General features: G+C 44.3%; 14 protein-coding genes and 1 pseudogene. 9 read left to right on the top strand and 6 right to left on the bottom strand.

Features of this window, described 5'->3' with window-relative positions; all coding sequences use genetic code 11:
• Positions 1-61 precede the first annotated feature (61 nt).
• Genes lolC through lolE form a run of 3 tightly spaced genes read left to right on the top strand, consistent with a single transcriptional unit; the run spans position 62 to position 3,193 of the window.
• Positions 62-1,270 carry a lipoprotein-releasing ABC transporter permease subunit LolC gene (gene lolC / locus ACK5MF_RS08405; RefSeq protein WP_416921205.1) on the top strand — a complete coding sequence of 403 codons (1,209 nt, stop codon included), beginning with the start codon at positions 62-64 and terminating at the stop codon, positions 1,268-1,270.
• Entirely contained in the window at positions 1,263-1,949 is a 687-nt protein-coding gene (gene lolD / locus ACK5MF_RS08400; RefSeq protein ID WP_416921203.1) for a lipoprotein-releasing ABC transporter ATP-binding protein LolD, read from the top strand. The genes lolC and lolD overlap by 8 nt, the downstream gene beginning before the upstream one ends.
• Positions 1,949-3,193: a lipoprotein-releasing ABC transporter permease subunit LolE gene (gene lolE, locus ACK5MF_RS08395; RefSeq protein WP_416921201.1), complete on the top strand. Its 1,245-nt coding sequence runs from the start codon at positions 1,949-1,951 to the stop codon at positions 3,191-3,193. Before lolD ends, lolE begins: the two co-directional genes overlap by 1 nt.
• A 322-nt stretch (positions 3,194-3,515) precedes the next feature.
• Here lolE and ACK5MF_RS08390 read toward each other — a convergent pair whose 3' ends face one another.
• The gene (locus ACK5MF_RS08390; RefSeq protein ID WP_416921199.1) at positions 3,516-4,031 is read right to left on the bottom strand and encodes a DUF2062 domain-containing protein; all 516 of its coding nucleotides are present in this window, start codon (positions 4,029-4,031) and stop codon (positions 3,516-3,518) included.
• An 8-nt stretch (positions 4,032-4,039) separates the two neighbouring features.
• Here ACK5MF_RS08390 and ACK5MF_RS08385 point away from each other — a divergent pair, with 8 nt between their 5' ends.
• Genes ACK5MF_RS08385 through kdsB form a run of 5 tightly spaced genes read left to right on the top strand, consistent with a single transcriptional unit; the run spans position 4,040 to position 9,996 of the window.
• Entirely contained in the window at positions 4,040-6,283 is a 2,244-nt protein-coding gene (locus ACK5MF_RS08385; protein ID WP_416921197.1) for a DNA internalization-related competence protein ComEC/Rec2, read from the top strand.
• A gap of 32 nt (positions 6,284-6,315) precedes the next feature.
• Positions 6,316-8,064, top strand: a complete 1,749-nt coding sequence (gene msbA, locus ACK5MF_RS08380) for a lipid A ABC transporter ATP-binding protein/permease MsbA (protein WP_416921268.1) — start codon at positions 6,316-6,318, stop codon at positions 8,062-8,064.
• A 9-nt stretch (positions 8,065-8,073) separates the two neighbouring features.
• Positions 8,074-9,081, top strand: a complete 1,008-nt coding sequence (gene lpxK / locus ACK5MF_RS08375; RefSeq protein ID WP_416921195.1) for a tetraacyldisaccharide 4'-kinase — start codon at positions 8,074-8,076, stop codon at positions 9,079-9,081.
• Complete coding sequence (locus tag ACK5MF_RS08370; protein ID WP_165310841.1) at positions 9,062-9,241, top strand: Trm112 family protein; 180 nt, start codon at positions 9,062-9,064, stop codon at positions 9,239-9,241. Before lpxK ends, ACK5MF_RS08370 begins: the two co-directional genes overlap by 20 nt.
• On the top strand, positions 9,241-9,996 hold the full coding sequence (gene kdsB, locus ACK5MF_RS08365) for a 3-deoxy-manno-octulosonate cytidylyltransferase (protein WP_416921193.1): 756 nt from the start codon (positions 9,241-9,243) through the stop codon (positions 9,994-9,996). Before ACK5MF_RS08370 ends, kdsB begins: the two co-directional genes overlap by 1 nt.
• A 141-nt stretch (positions 9,997-10,137) precedes the next feature.
• Here the strand turns inward: kdsB and ACK5MF_RS08360 are convergent.
• From ACK5MF_RS08360 to ACK5MF_RS08350, 3 genes and pseudogenes are all read right to left on the bottom strand, one after another.
• A pseudogene (locus ACK5MF_RS08360) lies at positions 10,138-11,697 on the bottom strand (SpoVR family protein).
• A 12-nt stretch (positions 11,698-11,709) separates the two neighbouring features.
• The gene (locus ACK5MF_RS08355) at positions 11,710-12,981 is read right to left on the bottom strand and encodes a YeaH/YhbH family protein (protein WP_416921191.1); all 1,272 of its coding nucleotides are present in this window, start codon (positions 12,979-12,981) and stop codon (positions 11,710-11,712) included.
• 131 nt (positions 12,982-13,112) lie between these two features.
• Entirely contained in the window at positions 13,113-15,047 is a 1,935-nt protein-coding gene (locus ACK5MF_RS08350; RefSeq protein ID WP_416921189.1) for a PrkA family serine protein kinase, read from the bottom strand.
• Positions 15,048-15,373: 326 nt separating this feature from the next.
• Here ACK5MF_RS08350 and ACK5MF_RS08345 point away from each other — a divergent pair, with 326 nt between their 5' ends.
• Positions 15,374-16,126: a MipA/OmpV family protein gene (locus tag ACK5MF_RS08345; protein WP_416921266.1), complete on the top strand. Its 753-nt coding sequence runs from the start codon at positions 15,374-15,376 to the stop codon at positions 16,124-16,126.
• A gap of 77 nt (positions 16,127-16,203) precedes the next feature.
• Here ACK5MF_RS08345 and ACK5MF_RS08340 read toward each other — a convergent pair whose 3' ends face one another.
• Both ACK5MF_RS08340 and ACK5MF_RS08335 read right to left on the bottom strand, forming a co-directional pair.
• Positions 16,204-16,704: a YfbU family protein gene (locus tag ACK5MF_RS08340; RefSeq protein ID WP_416921187.1), complete on the bottom strand. Its 501-nt coding sequence runs from the start codon at positions 16,702-16,704 to the stop codon at positions 16,204-16,206.
• 288 nt (positions 16,705-16,992) lie between these two features.
• A partial coding sequence (locus tag ACK5MF_RS08335) for an IS3 family transposase (protein ID WP_416918509.1) occupies positions 16,993-17,195 on the bottom strand: 203 nt, incomplete at its 5' end.

Genomic DNA, 17,195 nt, shown 5'->3' with positions numbered 1-17,195 from the left:
AGCTACAACCTTGGCTAGATTCTCGTTACAGTAACACCATCTTATTTGATTGGTTTTTATTATGTTTCATCCGATATCGACCTTTATCGGCTTGCGTTATTTAACAGGACGCTCCGGTGACAGGTTCAGTCGATTCGTGTCTTATATGTCTACCGCCGGAATTACCATCGGTGTCATGTCTTTGGTTACTGTGCTTTCGGTAATGAACGGTTTTGAAGCACAATTAAAGAGCAGAATTCTTGGCGTATTGCCACAAGCCGTTATATCTCAAGCGTTGGATAAAACGGTACTCACCGATAAGGTGCCTGCATTTATTACTCAGTTATCTAGTCAGCGTAGCCCTGAACCCATTGTCCGCAGTGAGGCGGTTATTCAGAGCCCCTCGCAATTGGCGGCGGGTTTGATGATTGGAATTGAACCATCGGCAAATGACCCCATTATGGATCACTTAATCGCTGGTACTCTTTCCGACCTAAAGGCGGGTGAATACCAAGTGTTTTTGGGACATACATTGGCGAGAACTCTTAATGTGTCACTTGATGATAAAGTGCGATTAATGGTCACCAGTGCGAGTCAGTTTACGCCACTGGGTCGTATCCCCAGCCAGCGAAATTTTACCGTCGCAGGTATTTTCAATACCGGTTCTGATGTTGATGGTCAGTTAATGATCACTCACATCAGCGATGCTGGAAAATTATTGAAGTTCAACGCCAAGACCGTGTCTGGGTGGCGCTTATTTTTTGACGACCCATTTGTTGTTGGCGAGCTCTCCAATAAGCCATTACCGCAAGGTTGGCATTGGACCGATTGGCGAGAACAACGTGGTGAGCTGTTCCAGGCGGTTGGTATGGAAAAGAACATGATGGGCCTAATGCTGGGTTTGATTGTCGGCGTTGCGGCTTTTAACATTATTTCTGCGTTAATTATGGTGGTGATGGAGAAGCAGGCTGAAGTCGCCATTCTGAAAACCCAAGGAATGAAAGATAGTCAGGTGCTTGCGATTTTTATGCTTCAAGGGGCGAGCAGTGGTGTGATTGGCGCTATTGTTGGCGGAACTCTTGGCGCACTGCTGGCCAGTAATCTCAATACCATTCTGGATAGTTTAGGCGTAGCTTTATTTTCTCTCGGTGGTGAGCTACCTGTGGTGATTAATGTTACGCAAATTTTGGTCGTGGTTGTACTGGCTATATGCTTGAGCCTGCTTGCCACTTTGTTCCCGTCTTATCGAGCATCTTCTGTTAAACCCGCTGAGGCTTTGCGTTATGAATAACCTTTTACGTTGTCACCAAGTTTGTAAAACTTACCAGGAAGGCGAACTACAAACTCAGGTATTAAAAGGCGTGAGCTTTGATATTCAACGAGGCGAGTTGGTTTCGATTATCGGTTCATCGGGGTCTGGCAAAAGCACGTTATTGCATATTCTCGGGGCGCTCGATGATGCGTCCGCAGGTCATGTGGAGTTTCTGGGGCAGGACTTGACCCGTTTGCATTCCAACAAGCAGGCGAAAATCCGTAATAAGCATTTAGGTTTTGTTTATCAATTTCATCACCTGTTAGCTGACTTTTCTGCGCTGGAAAATGTGGCGATGCCGCTGCTGATTGGTGGTATGAAAGTGTCAGAAGCAAAAGCCGCTGCGCAAGCACTATTAGAACGAGTGGGATTAAGCCACCGCTTAGAGCATCGCCCTTCAGAGTTATCCGGTGGTGAGCGTCAGCGAGTCGCGATTGCTCGAGCTTTGGTTAACAAACCTGATCTTGTGTTGGCCGATGAGCCTACCGGTAATTTAGATCATAAAACCGCACTGTCGATTTACGACTTGATGCGCGAGCTGAACAGAGAGTCCGGAACGGCATTTTTAGTGGTGACGCACGACGGTGAACTGGCGGCAAAAATGGATCGCCAGATGCATATGCAAGATGGTCTGTTGCTTAAAGTGGAGGAGGCGTAGTGTTCTCTTCTCTATCCATGTTTATTGGTGGCAGATTTAGTCGCGCTAAGCAGCGTAACAAGATGGTGTCGTTTATCTCCCTCTCATCAACTATTGGTATCGCTGTTGGTGTGGCCGTCATCATTATTGGTCTTTCTGCCATGAACGGTTTCGAACGCGAGCTGCAAAACCGGGTTCTTTCTGTCATTGCACACGGCGAGTTTGAAGGGGTTCGTGACCCTATTAGCAATTGGCAAGATATTGTGCAAAAAGCTAAGCAAAATGATGAAGTGGAAGCCGCAGCCCCCTATGTGAAAATGACCGCGTTAGCGGAAAAAGGCTCACAGCTTAAAGCGCTCGAAGTCCGTGGCATTGATCCGCAAATGGAGCGTGCAGTTTCAAGTCTTTCTCAATATGTCACAGACAATGCTTGGCAGACTTTTACTGCTGGTCAGCAACAAGCAATTTTGGGTAAAGGTGTGGCTGATAAGTTAGACGTTAAGGTTGGTGAGTTCATTACCTTGATGATTCCGAGCGCTACCAGTGAAAATAAAGTGCAAGCCCCCAAACGTGTGCGGGTAAAAGTAATAGGGTTTCTGGTTTTAAATGGGCAAATCGATCATAACCTTGCTTTACTACCGATTGACGATGCCCAGCAATACGCGAATTTGGGTGACGCGGTCACTGGTGTGTCTATCAAAGTTCGAGATGTGTTGAACGCAACGAACGTGGTACGCACCGTCGGCACGACATTAAATGAATACGTATATCTTCGCAGTTGGCAACAAAAGTTCGGTTTCCTGTATCGTGACATTCAGATGGTACGTAGCATTATGTATCTGGTTATGGTGCTGGTGATTGGCGTCGCAAGTTTTAATATTGTCTCAACCTTGATGATGGCGGTAAAAGACCGGGCAGCGGAGATTGCCATTTTGCGCACTATGGGTGCGAGCGATGGTCTGGTAAAGCGTATTTTTGTTTGGCAAGGTGTGTTTTCTGGTGTTTTGGGTGGTGTCGTTGGCAGTGTATTTGGCGTATTGGTGGCGTTAAACCTTACTTCTATGGTGAAAGGTTTAGAGTCATGGATTGGGCATCAGTTCTTATCTGGAGATATCTACTTTGTCGACTTTCTACCATCACAGGTTGTTGTTAGTGATGTACTGTTGGTGTCGGGCACTGCCATTGCCCTAAGTTTGTTGGCGACTTGGTATCCAGCATCTCGGGCAAGCAAGCTTAACCCTGCATCTGTTTTGAGCAGCAAATAATACCTAGGTAAAAATATGATCAGATTGAACATCGGTGGAACAGCGAATGAGCGTCGAACACAAACACGCCTATTTTTTATAAGATCGGCCTTCCATGGGGCTCCGCCGAGCCATCCATGGCTCGGAGGGTTTGCTTATCGACGCCCATTCACTGATCAGAAGGTTTTCCAGAATAATGGTATAAATTCGCTGTTTAAGTAGCAAAACCAGAATAGAAAAAAGGACCGATAGGTCCTTTTTTCATGTTGGTCATACATTCATTTCAGTGTTGAGTAATACATTGCTCTCAAGTTGAAACCAAGGTCATTTCATCTATTCGTGTTCAGGTTATTTTCGTACGTCGTTTCTGCCAACTTCTAACCACAGAATAACGCCAAAGACCACGGATGCCAAAATAGCCGATCACCGATGAGACTACCGCACACACTGCACAACCTAAAAGAAATGGCGGTGCGATGGTTCCCATCTGATGGATCAGAAAATCCCAGGACAGCTCGAAATGAAAATGTTGTGGTGGGATATTGAGTATCCAGGCTCCTAGTTTATAGGCGATATAAAAGATAAATGGCATGGTAATCGGATTGGTAATCCAGACCAGAGCAACAGATAGTGGCAGATTGACACCTAAAGCAATGGCTATTCCAGCAGACATGATCATTTGACTTGGTAACGGTACAAATGCCATGAAGAGACCAACAGCAAATGCACCCGCTGCTGAACGTCGGTTTAGACACCACAAGTTAGGGTTATATAAAACACTGCCAAAAACTTTTAATGCCTTTTGACGTTTAATCACATCATGGTTAGGCATGAATTTTTTGATGAATTTTCTTGGCATAGGAAACCATGACTCTCTTATCGAAAAATTGGACGCTTGCTTCGTTCTCGCTCACTGTTTTGTCATCGCCCTATTGGCCTAGTATGCCAGCCTTGGGATTTGCGCTATTGTGCCCACTTTTTTTCATGTTTAGTGTCCGCTTTAGCAAACTAAGACACTGGGGCGGGATCGTACTTGGTTTGTTAGTGATCATATCACATGGTAACGAAGTAAAAACTCAATCCAGTAGCATTTTTCAAGCAGGGCAGGATATTACCATAAAAGGAAAAGTTGACAGCTTTTTTAAACAAATTAGTTATGGCTATGAAAACTCTGTTGCTGTATATCAGATAAATGACCATTTTGTCACTAGCTGGTTCCCCGTTGGTATTCGTCTATTTTCACCGGTACCTTTACAAATCGGTGATTACTTTGAGTTTTCAGTGAAAGTCAAACCTGTTGTTGGTCGTCTGAATGAGATTGGGTTTGATGCTGAAACTTACTATCTTAGTCAAGGGTGGGTTGCACAAGCAACAGTTAATAAAAACACTCGTTTTCAGGTGATTTCACATTTCAATCTACGCTCTTGGATCTATAGCAAAGTGCAGCAACATACCGAGAATAGTCAATTCAAGGGCATGATTCGCGCACTCATATTCGGTGAACGGTCTGGTCTTAGCCAGCTCGATTGGACGCAACTTCGCAACAGCGGGTTGATACATTTGGTTGCAATTTCAGGGCTTCACATCGGAATCGCTTTTGGTATCGGCTATTTTTTCGGTCAGGGAATGGCAAGACTATCACCGCATTTTCTTTGGCTCCCTTTTATTTTCGGTTCGGTTTTAGCCGTTGCTTATGCGTGGCTCGCAGGCTTTACTCTTCCGACTCAACGCGCCTTGGTTATGTGTTTGCTCAATGTAATCTTGACTGTGTTGCGCATGAACATCGCTGTTTCTCAGCGGATATGGCTCACTTTAAGCGCCGTACTTTTAATCGACCCCTTCGCCTCTTTAGCAAGCAGCTTTTGGCTTTCATTTATCGCCGTTTGTGCTGTGATTTATCTCTATGCTATGACTTCACATTGGAAGATATGGTGGGTGAAAGTCATTGTTGGACAGTTGGTTTTGGTTTTGCTTATGGCCCCGGTTAGTGGTTACTTCTTTGGTGGGGTTAGTTGGGTCTCTATTTTGTTCAACATGATTTTTATTCCATGGTTCTCTTTCATTATTGTCCCCTTATTGTTTGTCGCTGTTTTATGCTCTTGCCTTGCTTTACCACATAGCCACTATTTATGGCAAATAGCAGATTTCACTTTTGAACCGGTCACTTGGGCTTTGCAGTTTTCGAATGTTGGTTGGATTACTGTCAATGAAGACGGTCTCTATCTGATGTTTGCAATCACTTTGATCTGGTTGCTGCGATTTGCCCTGAGCCATTTAAGCCTAATACTGATTTCATTTGTGTTAATAGGATTTATGACTTTTAGATCTTCCACTTATGATTGGAAAATGGATGTGTTAGATGTTGGTCACGGCTTAGCGGTATTGATAGCAAAAGATGGCAAAACTGTACTCTACGATACAGGTAGCAGTTGGGATGGCGGTAGCTATGTTCGCTCAGTGATAGCTCCTCTGTTAGCAAAAAGAGGCATTGATAAACTAGATTCGGTGATATACAGCCATCTTGATGATGACCATGCTGGTGGTCAGGCGGATGTCAATCAACTTCTTTTTCCTCAACGTATCTATTCCAGTCAGAAGATTAAGGGCGCTATTCCTTGTATCAGAGGGAATACTTGGTTGTGGCAGGATCTACATTTTTTTGTGTTGTGGCCGCCAAAGCAAGTCGATCGTGCTTACAATCAGCACTCGTGTGTCATTCGAGTGTTCGATAATAAATATGGTCATAGCGTATTACTGTCAGGGGATGTTACCGCAGTCGGTGAGTGGTTACTTGTACGGGACAGTAACCCATTACAAAGTGATGTGATGTTAGTACCTCATCACGGAAGCAAAACCTCATCCACAGCGGCATTTATTGAGCGCGTCTCTCCAGAGATAGCGATTGCGTCTTTAGACCGGGGCAATCGCTGGCATCTTCCTCATCACACGGTCGTCGAAAGGTACTTAACTTCGGGTGCAGATTGGTACGATACCGGGAATTCTGGACAAATTACGCTGAAATATCGAGCAGACAAGCGTGTCTTATCCACTTTGCGTCAACATGGGCTGATTCCTTGGTATAGGCAGATGCTACGTAAAGGGGTAGAATGACGAACAATATTGAAATAAGAATAAGCACTTATATGTCACTGAATAACGACGAAACTACATGGCAAACATTTAAACGCTTGTGGACTTACATCCGCCTTTATAAATCTGGGCTAGTGGTAGCGGTGATTGCTTTAATTATCAATGCAGTTTCCGATACTTATCTCATTTCATTGCTTAAACCTTTATTAGATGAAGGTTTTGGTCAGGCTGAATCAAACTTTCTTAAACTACTTCCTTTTATTATTCTGGGTGTAATGGCAATACGAGGTATTAGTAGCTTCGTTTCCGATTACTGCCTGAGCTGGGTATCTGGCAACGTTGTCATGCTGATGCGCCGTGCTATTTTCCACCACTTCATACATATGCCGGTTAGTTTCTTTGATAAAGAACCTACTGGCAGTTTACTTTCTCGTATCACTTATGATTCCGAACAGGTGTCTGCCGCGACTAGCAAGGCATTAGTGAGTATTGTGCGTGAAGGTGCGAGCATTATCGGCCTGCTGGTGTTGATGTTTTGGAATAGCTGGCAGTTATCATTGGTGCTGCTCGTTGTTGCACCTGTGGTTGCAATGGGTATCAGTGTTGTATCAAAGCGTTTTCGTAAAATATCGAAAAATATGCAGACCACCATGGGGCATGTGACGTCATCAGCAGAGCAAATGTTAAAAGGTCATAAGGTTGTATTGAGTTACGGTGGTCAACAAGTCGAGCGTGAACGCTTTGACGAAGTGAGCAACCGCATGAGACAACAAACCATGAAGCTTGTTGCGGCTCAGGCGATCGCTAACCCAGTGATTCAAATGATTGCTTCCATCGCATTAGTCACCGTACTCTTTTTGGCGAGCATTGATAGTATTCGCGCTGAACTGACTCCCGGTACGTTTGGTGTCGTTTTTTCGGCAATGTTTGGTTTGATGCGGCCATTAAAGGCTTTAACTAACGTGACTTCTCAGTTCCAGCGCGGTATGGCAGCGAGCTCTACCTTGTTCAACCTAATGGACTTAGAAACGGAAAGCGATAACGGCACATATGAAGTTGATAAAGTTAGTGGTGACATTGCCGTGAAAGATATTACTTTCACTTATTCCGGCAAGGAAAAACCTGCGTTATCCCATGTGAGTTTTGACATCCCACAAGGAAAAACAGTCGCTTTAGTTGGTCGTTCAGGTTCAGGTAAATCGACCATTGCCAGCCTGTTTACTCGTTTCTATGACGTCGATTCAGGCTCGATTGAACTTGACGGTCACGATGTTCGCGACTTTAAACTGACGAACCTACGTAAGCACTTTGCTTTGGTTTCTCAGAACGTACACTTGTTTAACGATACGATTGCGAACAATATTGCGTATGCGGCTGAAGGTGAATACACCCGCGAACAAATTGCCGAGGCAGCGCGTTTAGCGCATGCGATGGAGTTCGTTAATGATATGGAAAATGGTTTAGATACCATTATTGGTGAAAATGGCACCAGTTTATCGGGTGGTCAGCGTCAACGTATTGCTATTGCACGAGCGTTGCTGCGTGATGCACCAGTACTGATTCTCGATGAAGCCACTTCAGCGTTGGATACGGAATCAGAACGTGCAATCCAAGCTGCATTGGACGAACTACAAAAAAACAAAACGGTTTTGGTTATTGCTCACCGTCTATCGACGATTGAGCAGGCAGACCAAATTCTCGTGGTCGATGAAGGTGAAATTATTGAACGAGGTAAGCACGCGGAATTGCTGGCACAAGATGGTGCTTACGCACAGCTTCACCGCATTCAATTTGGTGAATAGGCTTTAACTGTGATTGAAAAAATCTGGTTTCAACATCATCCTGTTCGCTTTCTTTTGTGGCCGCTGCTGTGGCCATTAAGCCTAATGTTTAAAGCGATGAGTCGCTCACGCAGACAAGCTTTTCAAACGGGCAAGAAGAAAAGTTATAAGGCGCCTGTACCGGTAGTGGTGGTGGGAAACATTACCGCGGGTGGTAATGGTAAAACGCCCGTGGTTATCTGGTTAGTTGAGACTTTGCAGCGTCTGGGTTTCAGACCAGGTGTGGTGTCACGTGGTTATGGCGCAAAAGCGCCTGCGTATCCACTGCTTGTCTCCGATAGTACGTCGACGTCTCATTGTGGTGACGAGCCTAAGCTTATTTTCCAACGAACCAAAGCGCCAGTCGCCGTTGATCCTATTCGCTCGAACGCGGTTAAGGCTCTGCTCAAAGAGAATGTCGATATTATAATCACTGACGATGGGTTACAGCATTACGCCCTTGAGCGTGACATTGAGTTTGCCGTGGTCGATGGTGAGAGACGATTTGGCAATGAGCAACTACTGCCTTTAGGTCCACTTCGTGAGCCGGTTTCTCGCTTAAAAGAGGTGGATTTTACCATTACCAATGGTGGCTCTCCTCTCGTTGGTGAAGTCGCAATGACATTGCAACCGGATTTAGCGGTGAACATGGTGACCAGAGAGCGAGTTTCGGTCGAAACTTTACCCAATATCGTTGCTTGGGCGGGAATTGGTCATCCGCCACGCTTTTTCAATACATTGAAAGCGTTAGGAGCAAAACCAATCGTTGAGCATGGATTTGCTGATCATAAAGATTTCGATTCCTCAGAGCTGTTTGCTTTGGCAGAGCGTGGGGATAATGTCGTTATGACAGAAAAAGACGCCGTAAAATGTGCTGCATTTGCGCAAGAAAACTGGTGGTATTTGCCAGTCTCTGCGCAGATTTCTCATATTGATGAACAGCATATTGTGGAAACAATTAAAGAGGTTATGGAACAGTATGGATCACCGTCTGCTTGAAATCGTTGCTTGTCCTGTGTGTAAAGGCAAGTTGACTTACGATAAAGATAAACAAGAGCTTATTTGTAAGCTTGATCGTCTTGCTTATCCAATCAAAGAGGGCATTCCTGTTCTCCTTGAGCCAGAAGCTCGCACTATGTCAATGGACGAGGGGCGCTAATGTCATTTACCGTTGTTATCCCTGCGCGTTTCCAATCAACGCGTTTACCGGGCAAGCCGCTCGCTGATATCGGTGGAAAACCTATGATCCAATGGGTTTATGAGCAGTCTCTGCTAGCAGGGGCTGAAAGAGTGATTATTGCCACTGATGATGCACGAGTTGAAGAGGCTGCTAAAGCGTTTGGTGCAACAGTGTGTATGACGTCACCAAACCACCAGTCAGGCACTGAGCGTTTAGCGGAAGTGGTCGAACTGATGGGTATTGAAGATGACCACATTATTGTTAACGTACAAGGTGATGAGCCATTAATTCCACCGGTGATCATTCGTCAGGTTGCCGATAATTTGGCGGCGAGCAAAGCACCTATGGCAACATTGGCGGTTGAAATTGACCATGAAAATGAAGTGTTTAATCCAAATGCGGTGAAAGTGGTCACCGACCATGAAGGTTATGCGCTTTACTTCAGTCGGGCGACGATTCCTTGGGATCGTGATAACTTCGCTGCTAAAGACAAAGCGATTGTGCAGCCGTTAATGCGCCACATTGGTATCTACGCTTACCGTGCCGGTTTTATTAATACCTACATTAACTGGCAGCCGAGTCAGCTTGAAAAGATTGAAAGTTTGGAACAACTACGTGTGCTTTGGTATGGTGAAAAAATCCACGTAGCGGTAGCGCTAGAATCACCTCCTGCGGGTGTCGATACTGCAGAAGATTTAGAACTGGTACGCAGTATTGTGGCTAAACAAGTGTGATCAAATAAAGAAAAGCCCCAGATGAGAGTCCGGGGCTTTGTTCATTTTACTCAGTGTCTATTCTGTCGGACACTTATGTTTACAACTACTTATTTTTACAACTAATTGTTAGGTTAGATGTTTAGCTTGTCGCAACGATAATCACCTTTCGTGATCACCTTTCTTAGGACAGGTTGCGAGGATTTCTCTTCTTCCAGTGTCTTTTACCTCCTCCAATTTGACTTCAAAACCCTATAGGCGATGCATGTGTTTAAGTACCTCCTCGTAGCTTGGGTCTAACGGAATTCGGTCGTGGGGGACATACTGTAGCGTAATGGAACGGTCTCCACGAACGTCGACGCTGAATACTTGGATGTTAGGCTCCAAGTTACTCAGATTATATTGAGCAGCGAGCTTTTCTCGAATTAACTGATAGCCGCTGTCATTGTGAATGGCGGTGACTTCAATAAAGTTCTTTCTGTCGTCGTCAGTAATTGCGAACAGTTTAAAGTCGCGAATCAACTTTGGTGATAAATATTGACTGATAAAGCTTTCATCTTTGAAATTGTGCATAGCAAAATGTACAGCATCTAACCAGTCAGAGCCTGCCAGTTCAGGGAACCATTCGTAGTCTTCTGCTGTTGGCTTTTCACAAATCCGTTTAATATCGGTAAACATGGCGAAACCTAGCGCATACGGGTTGATGCCACTGAAATAGCGACTGTTATAAGATGGTTGGGCAACCACACTGGTATGGCTGTGCAGGAACTCCAGGATAAACTTATCTGATACCAACCCTTCGTCGTACAGATGGTTCAAAATGGTATAGTGCCAGAACGTTGCCCAACCTTCATTCATCACCTGGGTTTGCTTTTGTGGATAAAAATACTGGCTGACTTTGCGTACGATACGCACGATCTCACGCTGCCAGGACTCAAGTAGTGGCGCATGCTTCTCAATGAAGTAAAGAATGTTTTCTTGTGGCTCGCTTGGAAAGCGTGGTTGGTCGTTTTCCGCTCTTGCTTTGCGAGGAACAGTACGCCATAAGGCATTGACCTGAAATTGCAAATACTCTTCACGTTCTTCCTGGCGAGCTTTCTCTTCGGCAATCGAAATTTTCTCTGGTCGTTTGTATCTATCGACACCGTAATTCATCAGCGCGTGGCAAGAGTCGAGCAGACGTTCCACTTCATTCACACCATATTTTTCTTCACACTCGGCAATGTAGTTTTTAGCGAACAAAAGATAGTCGATAATCGAGCTAGCATCTGTCCATGTCTGGAACAGATAGTTACCTTTAAAGAAAGAGTTGTGACCATAACAGGCGTGTGCCATAACCAAAGCCTGCATGGTCACTGTATTCTCTTCCATCAGGTACGCGATACAAGGGTCGGAGTTGATAACGATTTCATACGCTAACCCCATTTGGCCATGCTTATAATTTTGCTCGGTATGAATAAATTTTTTGCCAAACGACCAGTGGTTATAGTTGATTGGCATACCGATGCTCGAATAAGCATCCATCATTTGTTCAGATGTGATGACTTCTATTTGGTTCTCATAGGTATCAAGTCTATACAGTTCAGCCACACGTTTAATCTCCGCGTGATACTGCTCTAGAATGTCGAAAGTCCAATCTGGTCCATCAGGCAACACATTCGATTTGCTCGCACCTTTCTTCGGTGAAGCTTTAGTCTTTTTTGTCGTAGCATTAGTAGTCATGCGCGCTTCTCCCTATGCCGATTCCTTGTGGAACAATTCCCTAAACACAGGGAAGATGTCCTCTACACTGCGGATGTTTTTCATTGCGAAATTGCCAAATGTTGGCTGCAGCTTTTCGTATTCATGCCATAAGGTTTGATGTGAGCGACGAGTAATCTCGATATAGGCATAGTATTGGCAGTAAGGTAACAGCTGATTAATGAGCAGCTCTTTACAACGTGGTGAATCATCTGCCCAGTTATCACCATCAGAAGCTTGAGCACCGTAGATGTTCCACTCACCAAGTGGGTAGCGTTCTTTAATGATGTCATGCATCAGCTTTAATGCACTCGATACAATAGTGCCGCCAGTTTCTTGGGAGTAAAAGAATTCCTGCTCGTCCACTTCTTTTGCTTGGGTATGGTGGCGGATAAACACCACTTCTACGTTCTGGTAAGTACGAGTCAGGAATAGATAAAGCAAAACGTAAAAGCGTTTTGCAATGTCTTTGGTGGCCTGATCCATAGATCCAGAGACATCCATCAAACAGAACATGACCGCTTGGCTTGATGGAATAGGGCGTTTTTCATAATTTTTAAAACGCAAATCGAACGTATCAATAAAAGGTACGCTTTCAATTTTTGCCCGTAGCTCTTCAATCTCCTGTTTGATGCGTTTTTCTTCCAGAAGTTGAGCCGGTTCAGAGGTTTTAATTCGCTCTAGCTCTTGTTCCAGCTCTTTCATTAAACGACGTTTATTGGCTGTCATTGCGGTGCGACGCGCTAAAGATTGTTGCAGTGAACGTACAATTGCAATATTCGACGCCGAGCCTGCAGTTTGATAACCGGCTCGGTGGGTTTTCCATTCGGTGATCTTGTTGATTTGGTTCTTTTCAAGGTTCGGCAGTTCGAGGTCTTCAAACAAAATGTCTAAATACTCATCTTTGGATATTTGGAACACAAATTCATCTTCGCCTTCACCATCCTGGCTCGCGTCGCCTTCTCCCGATCCTCCTCCTTGTCCGCCACCTTTAGGGCGTTCTATTTTGTCACCTCTTGTAAATTGGTCATTGCCGGGATGGACACGTTCGCGCATGCCCCCCTGGCCTTGGTGAAAGATAGGCTCTTTGATGTCTTTATTTGGGATAGAGACATCTTCACCGGTTTCTGTATTGGTGATTGAACGACGGTTTACCGCGTCGGAAACCGACTCTTTAATTTGTTCTTTATAACGGCGTAAAAAGCGTTGTCGGTTTACCGCGCTTTTATTCTTACCGTTTAATCGTCTATCGATGAATTGCGGCATGAGTCTTCCCCTGTATACGTCACCTGAATCGTCCCTCCAACTAGGCATCCAATCCGTGGATGCCTATCGTGATGTTAGATATCAGATATACCCTTCCTTCAATCTGTTATTAGGTCATAAGCGGACTGTGTTTAAGACGATTTACGAACACGTAAATACCACTCAGACAACAGTCTCACTTGTTTCTCGGTATAACCTTTCTCCATCATACGAGCGACAAAGTTGTCGTGTTTTTTCTGATCTTCAGAAGAGGTTTTCGCATTAAAAGAGATAACAGGTAGCAGTTCTTCAGTGTTCGAGAACATTTTCTTCTCGATAACCGTGCGCAATTTTTCGTAGCTGGTCCACGCTGGGTTGTTACCGTTGTTATTCGCTCGTGCACGTAATACGAAGTTGACGATTTCATTACGGAAATCCTTCGGATTACTGATGCCGGCGGTTTTCTCAATTTTCTCCAATTCATTGTTGAGGGAAGCTCGATCAAACAATTGTCCGGTTTCTGGGTCGCGGTATTCTTGATCCTGAATCCAGAAATCCGCATAGGTGACATAGCGGTCAAAGATGTTCTGACCGTACTCAGAGTAGGACTCTAAGTAGGCGGTTTGAATCTCTTTACCAATAAACTCGACATAACGAGGGACTAGATAGCCTTTGACAAATTCTAAGTAACGGTCAGCGGTTTCCTGTGGGAACTGCTCTCGTTCTACCTGTTGTTCAATGACGTAGAAGAGATGCACTGGGTTTGCGGACACTTCGATGTGGTCGAAGTTAAATACGCGAGAAAGAATCTTAAACGCAAAGCGAGTCGAAAGACCGGACATACCTTCATCCACGCCAGCGTAGTCGCGATATTCCTGATAACTTTTTGCTTTCGGATCGGTATCTTTCAGTGTTTCGCCATCGTAAACCCGCATTTTCGAGAATAGCGAAGAGTTTTCTGGAATTTTCAACCGCGATAGCACGCTGAACTGAGCAAGTAACTCAAGTGTGCTTGGCGCACATGGCGCATTGGAGAGTTCACTGTGCTCAAGCAGTTTTTGATAGATTTTGACTTCTTCGGAAACACGTAAACAGTAAGGTACTTTGACGATGTAGACACGGTCTAAGAAGGCTTCATTGTTTTTGTTGTTGCGGAACGTCTGCCACTCGGATTCATTAGAGTGGGCGAGTATCATGCCGTCAAACGGTAAAGCAGATAACCCTTCTGTGCCGTTATAGTTACCTTCTTGTGTTGCAGTTAATAGTGGGTGCAGCACCTTAATTGGTGCTTTAAACATCTCGACGAACTCCATCAAACCTTGGTTTGCCCGGCAAAGCGCACCCGAGTAACTATATGCATCTGGGTCGTCTTGTGAGTAGTGTTCTAATTGACGAATATCGACTTTACCAACCAGTGAAGAGATATCTTGGTTGTTTTCATCGCCCGGTTCTGTTTTGGCTACGGCAATTTGATCCAAAATAGAAGGACGAACTTTGACCACTTTAAATTTAGTAATGTCACCACCGAACTCATGTAGGCGTTTAGCAGCCCATGGTGACATGATGGATTTTACATAGCGTTTTTCGATACCGTATTCTTGTTTGAGTAGTTCCCCATCTTCATTGACATCAAATAGACAGAAGGGATGATCATTGACTGGGCTGCGCTTGCCATTCGCTGATAGCACATAGATAGGCATCTGTTGCATCAATGCTTTGAGTTTTTCCGCCAGAGAGGATTTACCGCCGCCTACGGGGCCGAGTAAATAGAGTATCTGTTTGCGCTCTTCTAAACCTTGAGCGGCATGTTTTAAATAAGAAACAATTTGTTCTATGGCTTCTTCCATGCCGTAGAAATCTTGGAATGTTTTGTATCTTGAAATGACTCGGTTAGAAAAAATGCGGCTTAATCGAGGGTGTTTGGACGTATCCACCATCTCGGGTTCACCGATGGCGAGCAATAGGCGTTCTGCGGCGTTTGCATAAGCGCTTTTGTCGTCTTTGCATAGATTTAAAAACTCTTGAATAGTTAGCTCTTCATCCTTGGCTGCTTCATAGCGTGCCTGAAAGTGGTCAAAAATACTCATAGTAAATCCCCTCTAATAATGTCGCACAGACATACAACCGCTTTAAAACATATATCCCTAACTCTTTAAGCCTAGTTTGCTATTCGCGATTTTGCTTAGAGATTATGTATTTATTTCAAATGGGTGATGAAAAAAAGAAACTGCGAAATTGACATTTACGGATGAATTGATGTGTGCCTGCGGCTTCAATTGACGCATGTGATTGAGAATCGAACGTAGTTTTACAGCAACAAAATTAGAATAATTGCTATCAATGTTGTTATTGAGTGGATAGCTTCGTATGATGTCGCTCAATGGATTGCGTACTTATGGATATTTCTATCACCATGAATAAGTTTTATTTTTCTGCATTTGTTGCTTCCTCTGTAGCGATATCTCTGCCTGTTCACGCAGAGCTTAACCAATGGTCTTTGGGCGTTGCTGCGGCATATTCGCCAGCCGTGTATAAAGACACACCGTCGAATCGTACCGTGATCCCATTGATTGGTTATGAAGGTGAACATCTATTCCTACGCGGCTTTAGCGCTGGCTACCGGTTATTTCCTATGCAGTCTCAGCAAAACGTGGTGTTTCGGCTTATGTATGATCCGCGAACATTAAAGCCAGGAGATTCCGACAACGCACAAATTCAACTACTGGATAAGCGTTCTTCTACCGTGTTGGGCGGTGTTAGCTATCAGTTAATGACACTTGCGGGCATGTTTGAAACCTCCGTCGGTACTGATATTGGCGATACTCATAACGGCATTTATGCTGAATTGGCGTGGCGATTGCCACTGCGCTTTGGCAGTTGGGGGATAACTCCGGGGGTGGGTTACGCCTACAATTCAGATAAGCTCAATAACCATCTTTATGGCGTATCGAGTGATGAATCGGTTCGCAGTGGCTTACCTGAATATGAAGCTAAGTGGGATGGTCAGTACTTTGTTGGACTATCAGCGTATTGGCACATTGTTGATACGGTGAGACTTGTCGGTAATGTTCGCTATACCAATTTGCAAGGTGATTTAGAGGAGAGTCCGATTATTGACAGCGGTGTGAATACCACGGTTTCTCTGGGTGTTGCCTATCTATTTTAATGATATAAATTTAGCGAATGAAAAAGGCGGTAAACCGCCTTTTTGTCATTTGAAATCTCTATTTCTACACGGCGAGATTACGCATTAAAGATCTGGCGTAATTCATTGGCAGAAAGGTGGTATTGACGAGGGCAGTGACGCCAGGTTGCAAGCATACGACGGTACTTATCAGCCATCGGCATTTGGCTGTTAAAAAGATGCTCACCTTTATCAAACTGAGGGTATAGACCTTCAGAATTCACCAGAAAGCGAACGTAGTTGACCAACTGACCTTCGGTTGCAATATCGTAACCAAGGTAGTTAAGACGGCGTACATCCACGTCTTTTCGTGCTTCTTCGCTGAGCATTTTGTGTGACTCTTGCATAGCGTGATACATCTCCATGATGTCAATCACTTCGCGGCATTGTGTGTCACTCAAACAACCAAATTCTTTATTCAATTCACACATTTGAAGCTCGTAGCCACGTTCAACGATAGTCTGTAAACGTTTGTATTTCGCTGAGTTTGATGGGTCGAGTTGAGACATCAAGTAGTATTGATTTGAAAGAATAAGACGTTGAGCGTTAGTCATTTCCATAGCTGGCCTCACTAAAAATTGGTTATTTTTTGCTGAGGTTAGGTTAACAGTAATGCATTACTCTGAAACATGATCTCAACACTGTTTTAATAGAGATAGTACATAAAATATGCAGTGGCGTGACTATTTTTTGTGATGTTCGTTTTGATTATGGCCGTATCAGTGTCGTTGTACCACGTGTCTTGGTCGGTGAAATAACAATACCAGCACGTGAGCTCAATGCCAATCAGTGAAGAAAACCTCTCGTTCCCATGCTCTGAAGTGACCCCATAAAGTTGGACATTTCTGTTAAGCGGCTTGCAAGGCCTGATTTCGATATTCTATCGGAGTCAGGCCTTTAAATTTCACCTTAATCCGTTTTGTATTGTAATACTCTATATATTCTTCGATATTTGCAATCAGTTCATCAGCATCAGTGAAGCTTTGACCGTGATACATCTCTGTTTTGAGTAAAGCGAAGAAGTTTTCAGCCACTGCATTATCTAAACAGT

It is taken from the genome of Vibrio sp. (assembly GCF_047973365.1).
Taxonomy (GTDB): domain Bacteria; phylum Pseudomonadota; class Gammaproteobacteria; order Enterobacterales; family Vibrionaceae; genus Vibrio.
The sequence above is the reverse complement of the archived record's forward strand: the minus strand, read 5'-3'. Positions and strand labels throughout refer to the sequence as shown.

Coding starts and splice junctions, on each gene's coding strand:
- lolC (WP_416921205.1), top strand. CDS start 62: ATGTTTCATCCGATATCGACCTTTATCGGCTTGCGTTATTTAACAGGA.
- lolD (WP_416921203.1), top strand. CDS start 1,263: ATGAATAACCTTTTACGTTGTCACCAAGTTTGTAAAACTTACCAGGAA.
- ACK5MF_RS08390 (WP_416921199.1), bottom strand. CDS start 4,031: ATGCCAAGAAAATTCATCAAAAAATTCATGCCTAACCATGATGTGATT.
- ACK5MF_RS08385 (WP_416921197.1), top strand. CDS start 4,040: ATGACTCTCTTATCGAAAAATTGGACGCTTGCTTCGTTCTCGCTCACT.
- msbA (WP_416921268.1), top strand. CDS start 6,316: ATGTCACTGAATAACGACGAAACTACATGGCAAACATTTAAACGCTTG.
- ACK5MF_RS08370 (WP_165310841.1), top strand. CDS start 9,062: ATGGATCACCGTCTGCTTGAAATCGTTGCTTGTCCTGTGTGTAAAGGC.
- kdsB (WP_416921193.1), top strand. CDS start 9,241: ATGTCATTTACCGTTGTTATCCCTGCGCGTTTCCAATCAACGCGTTTA.
- ACK5MF_RS08355 (WP_416921191.1), bottom strand. CDS start 12,981: ATGCCGCAATTCATCGATAGACGATTAAACGGTAAGAATAAAAGCGCG.
- ACK5MF_RS08350 (WP_416921189.1), bottom strand. CDS start 15,047: ATGAGTATTTTTGACCACTTTCAGGCACGCTATGAAGCAGCCAAGGAT.
- ACK5MF_RS08345 (WP_416921266.1), top strand. CDS start 15,374: ATGAATAAGTTTTATTTTTCTGCATTTGTTGCTTCCTCTGTAGCGATA.
- ACK5MF_RS08340 (WP_416921187.1), bottom strand. CDS start 16,704: ATGGAAATGACTAACGCTCAACGTCTTATTCTTTCAAATCAATACTAC.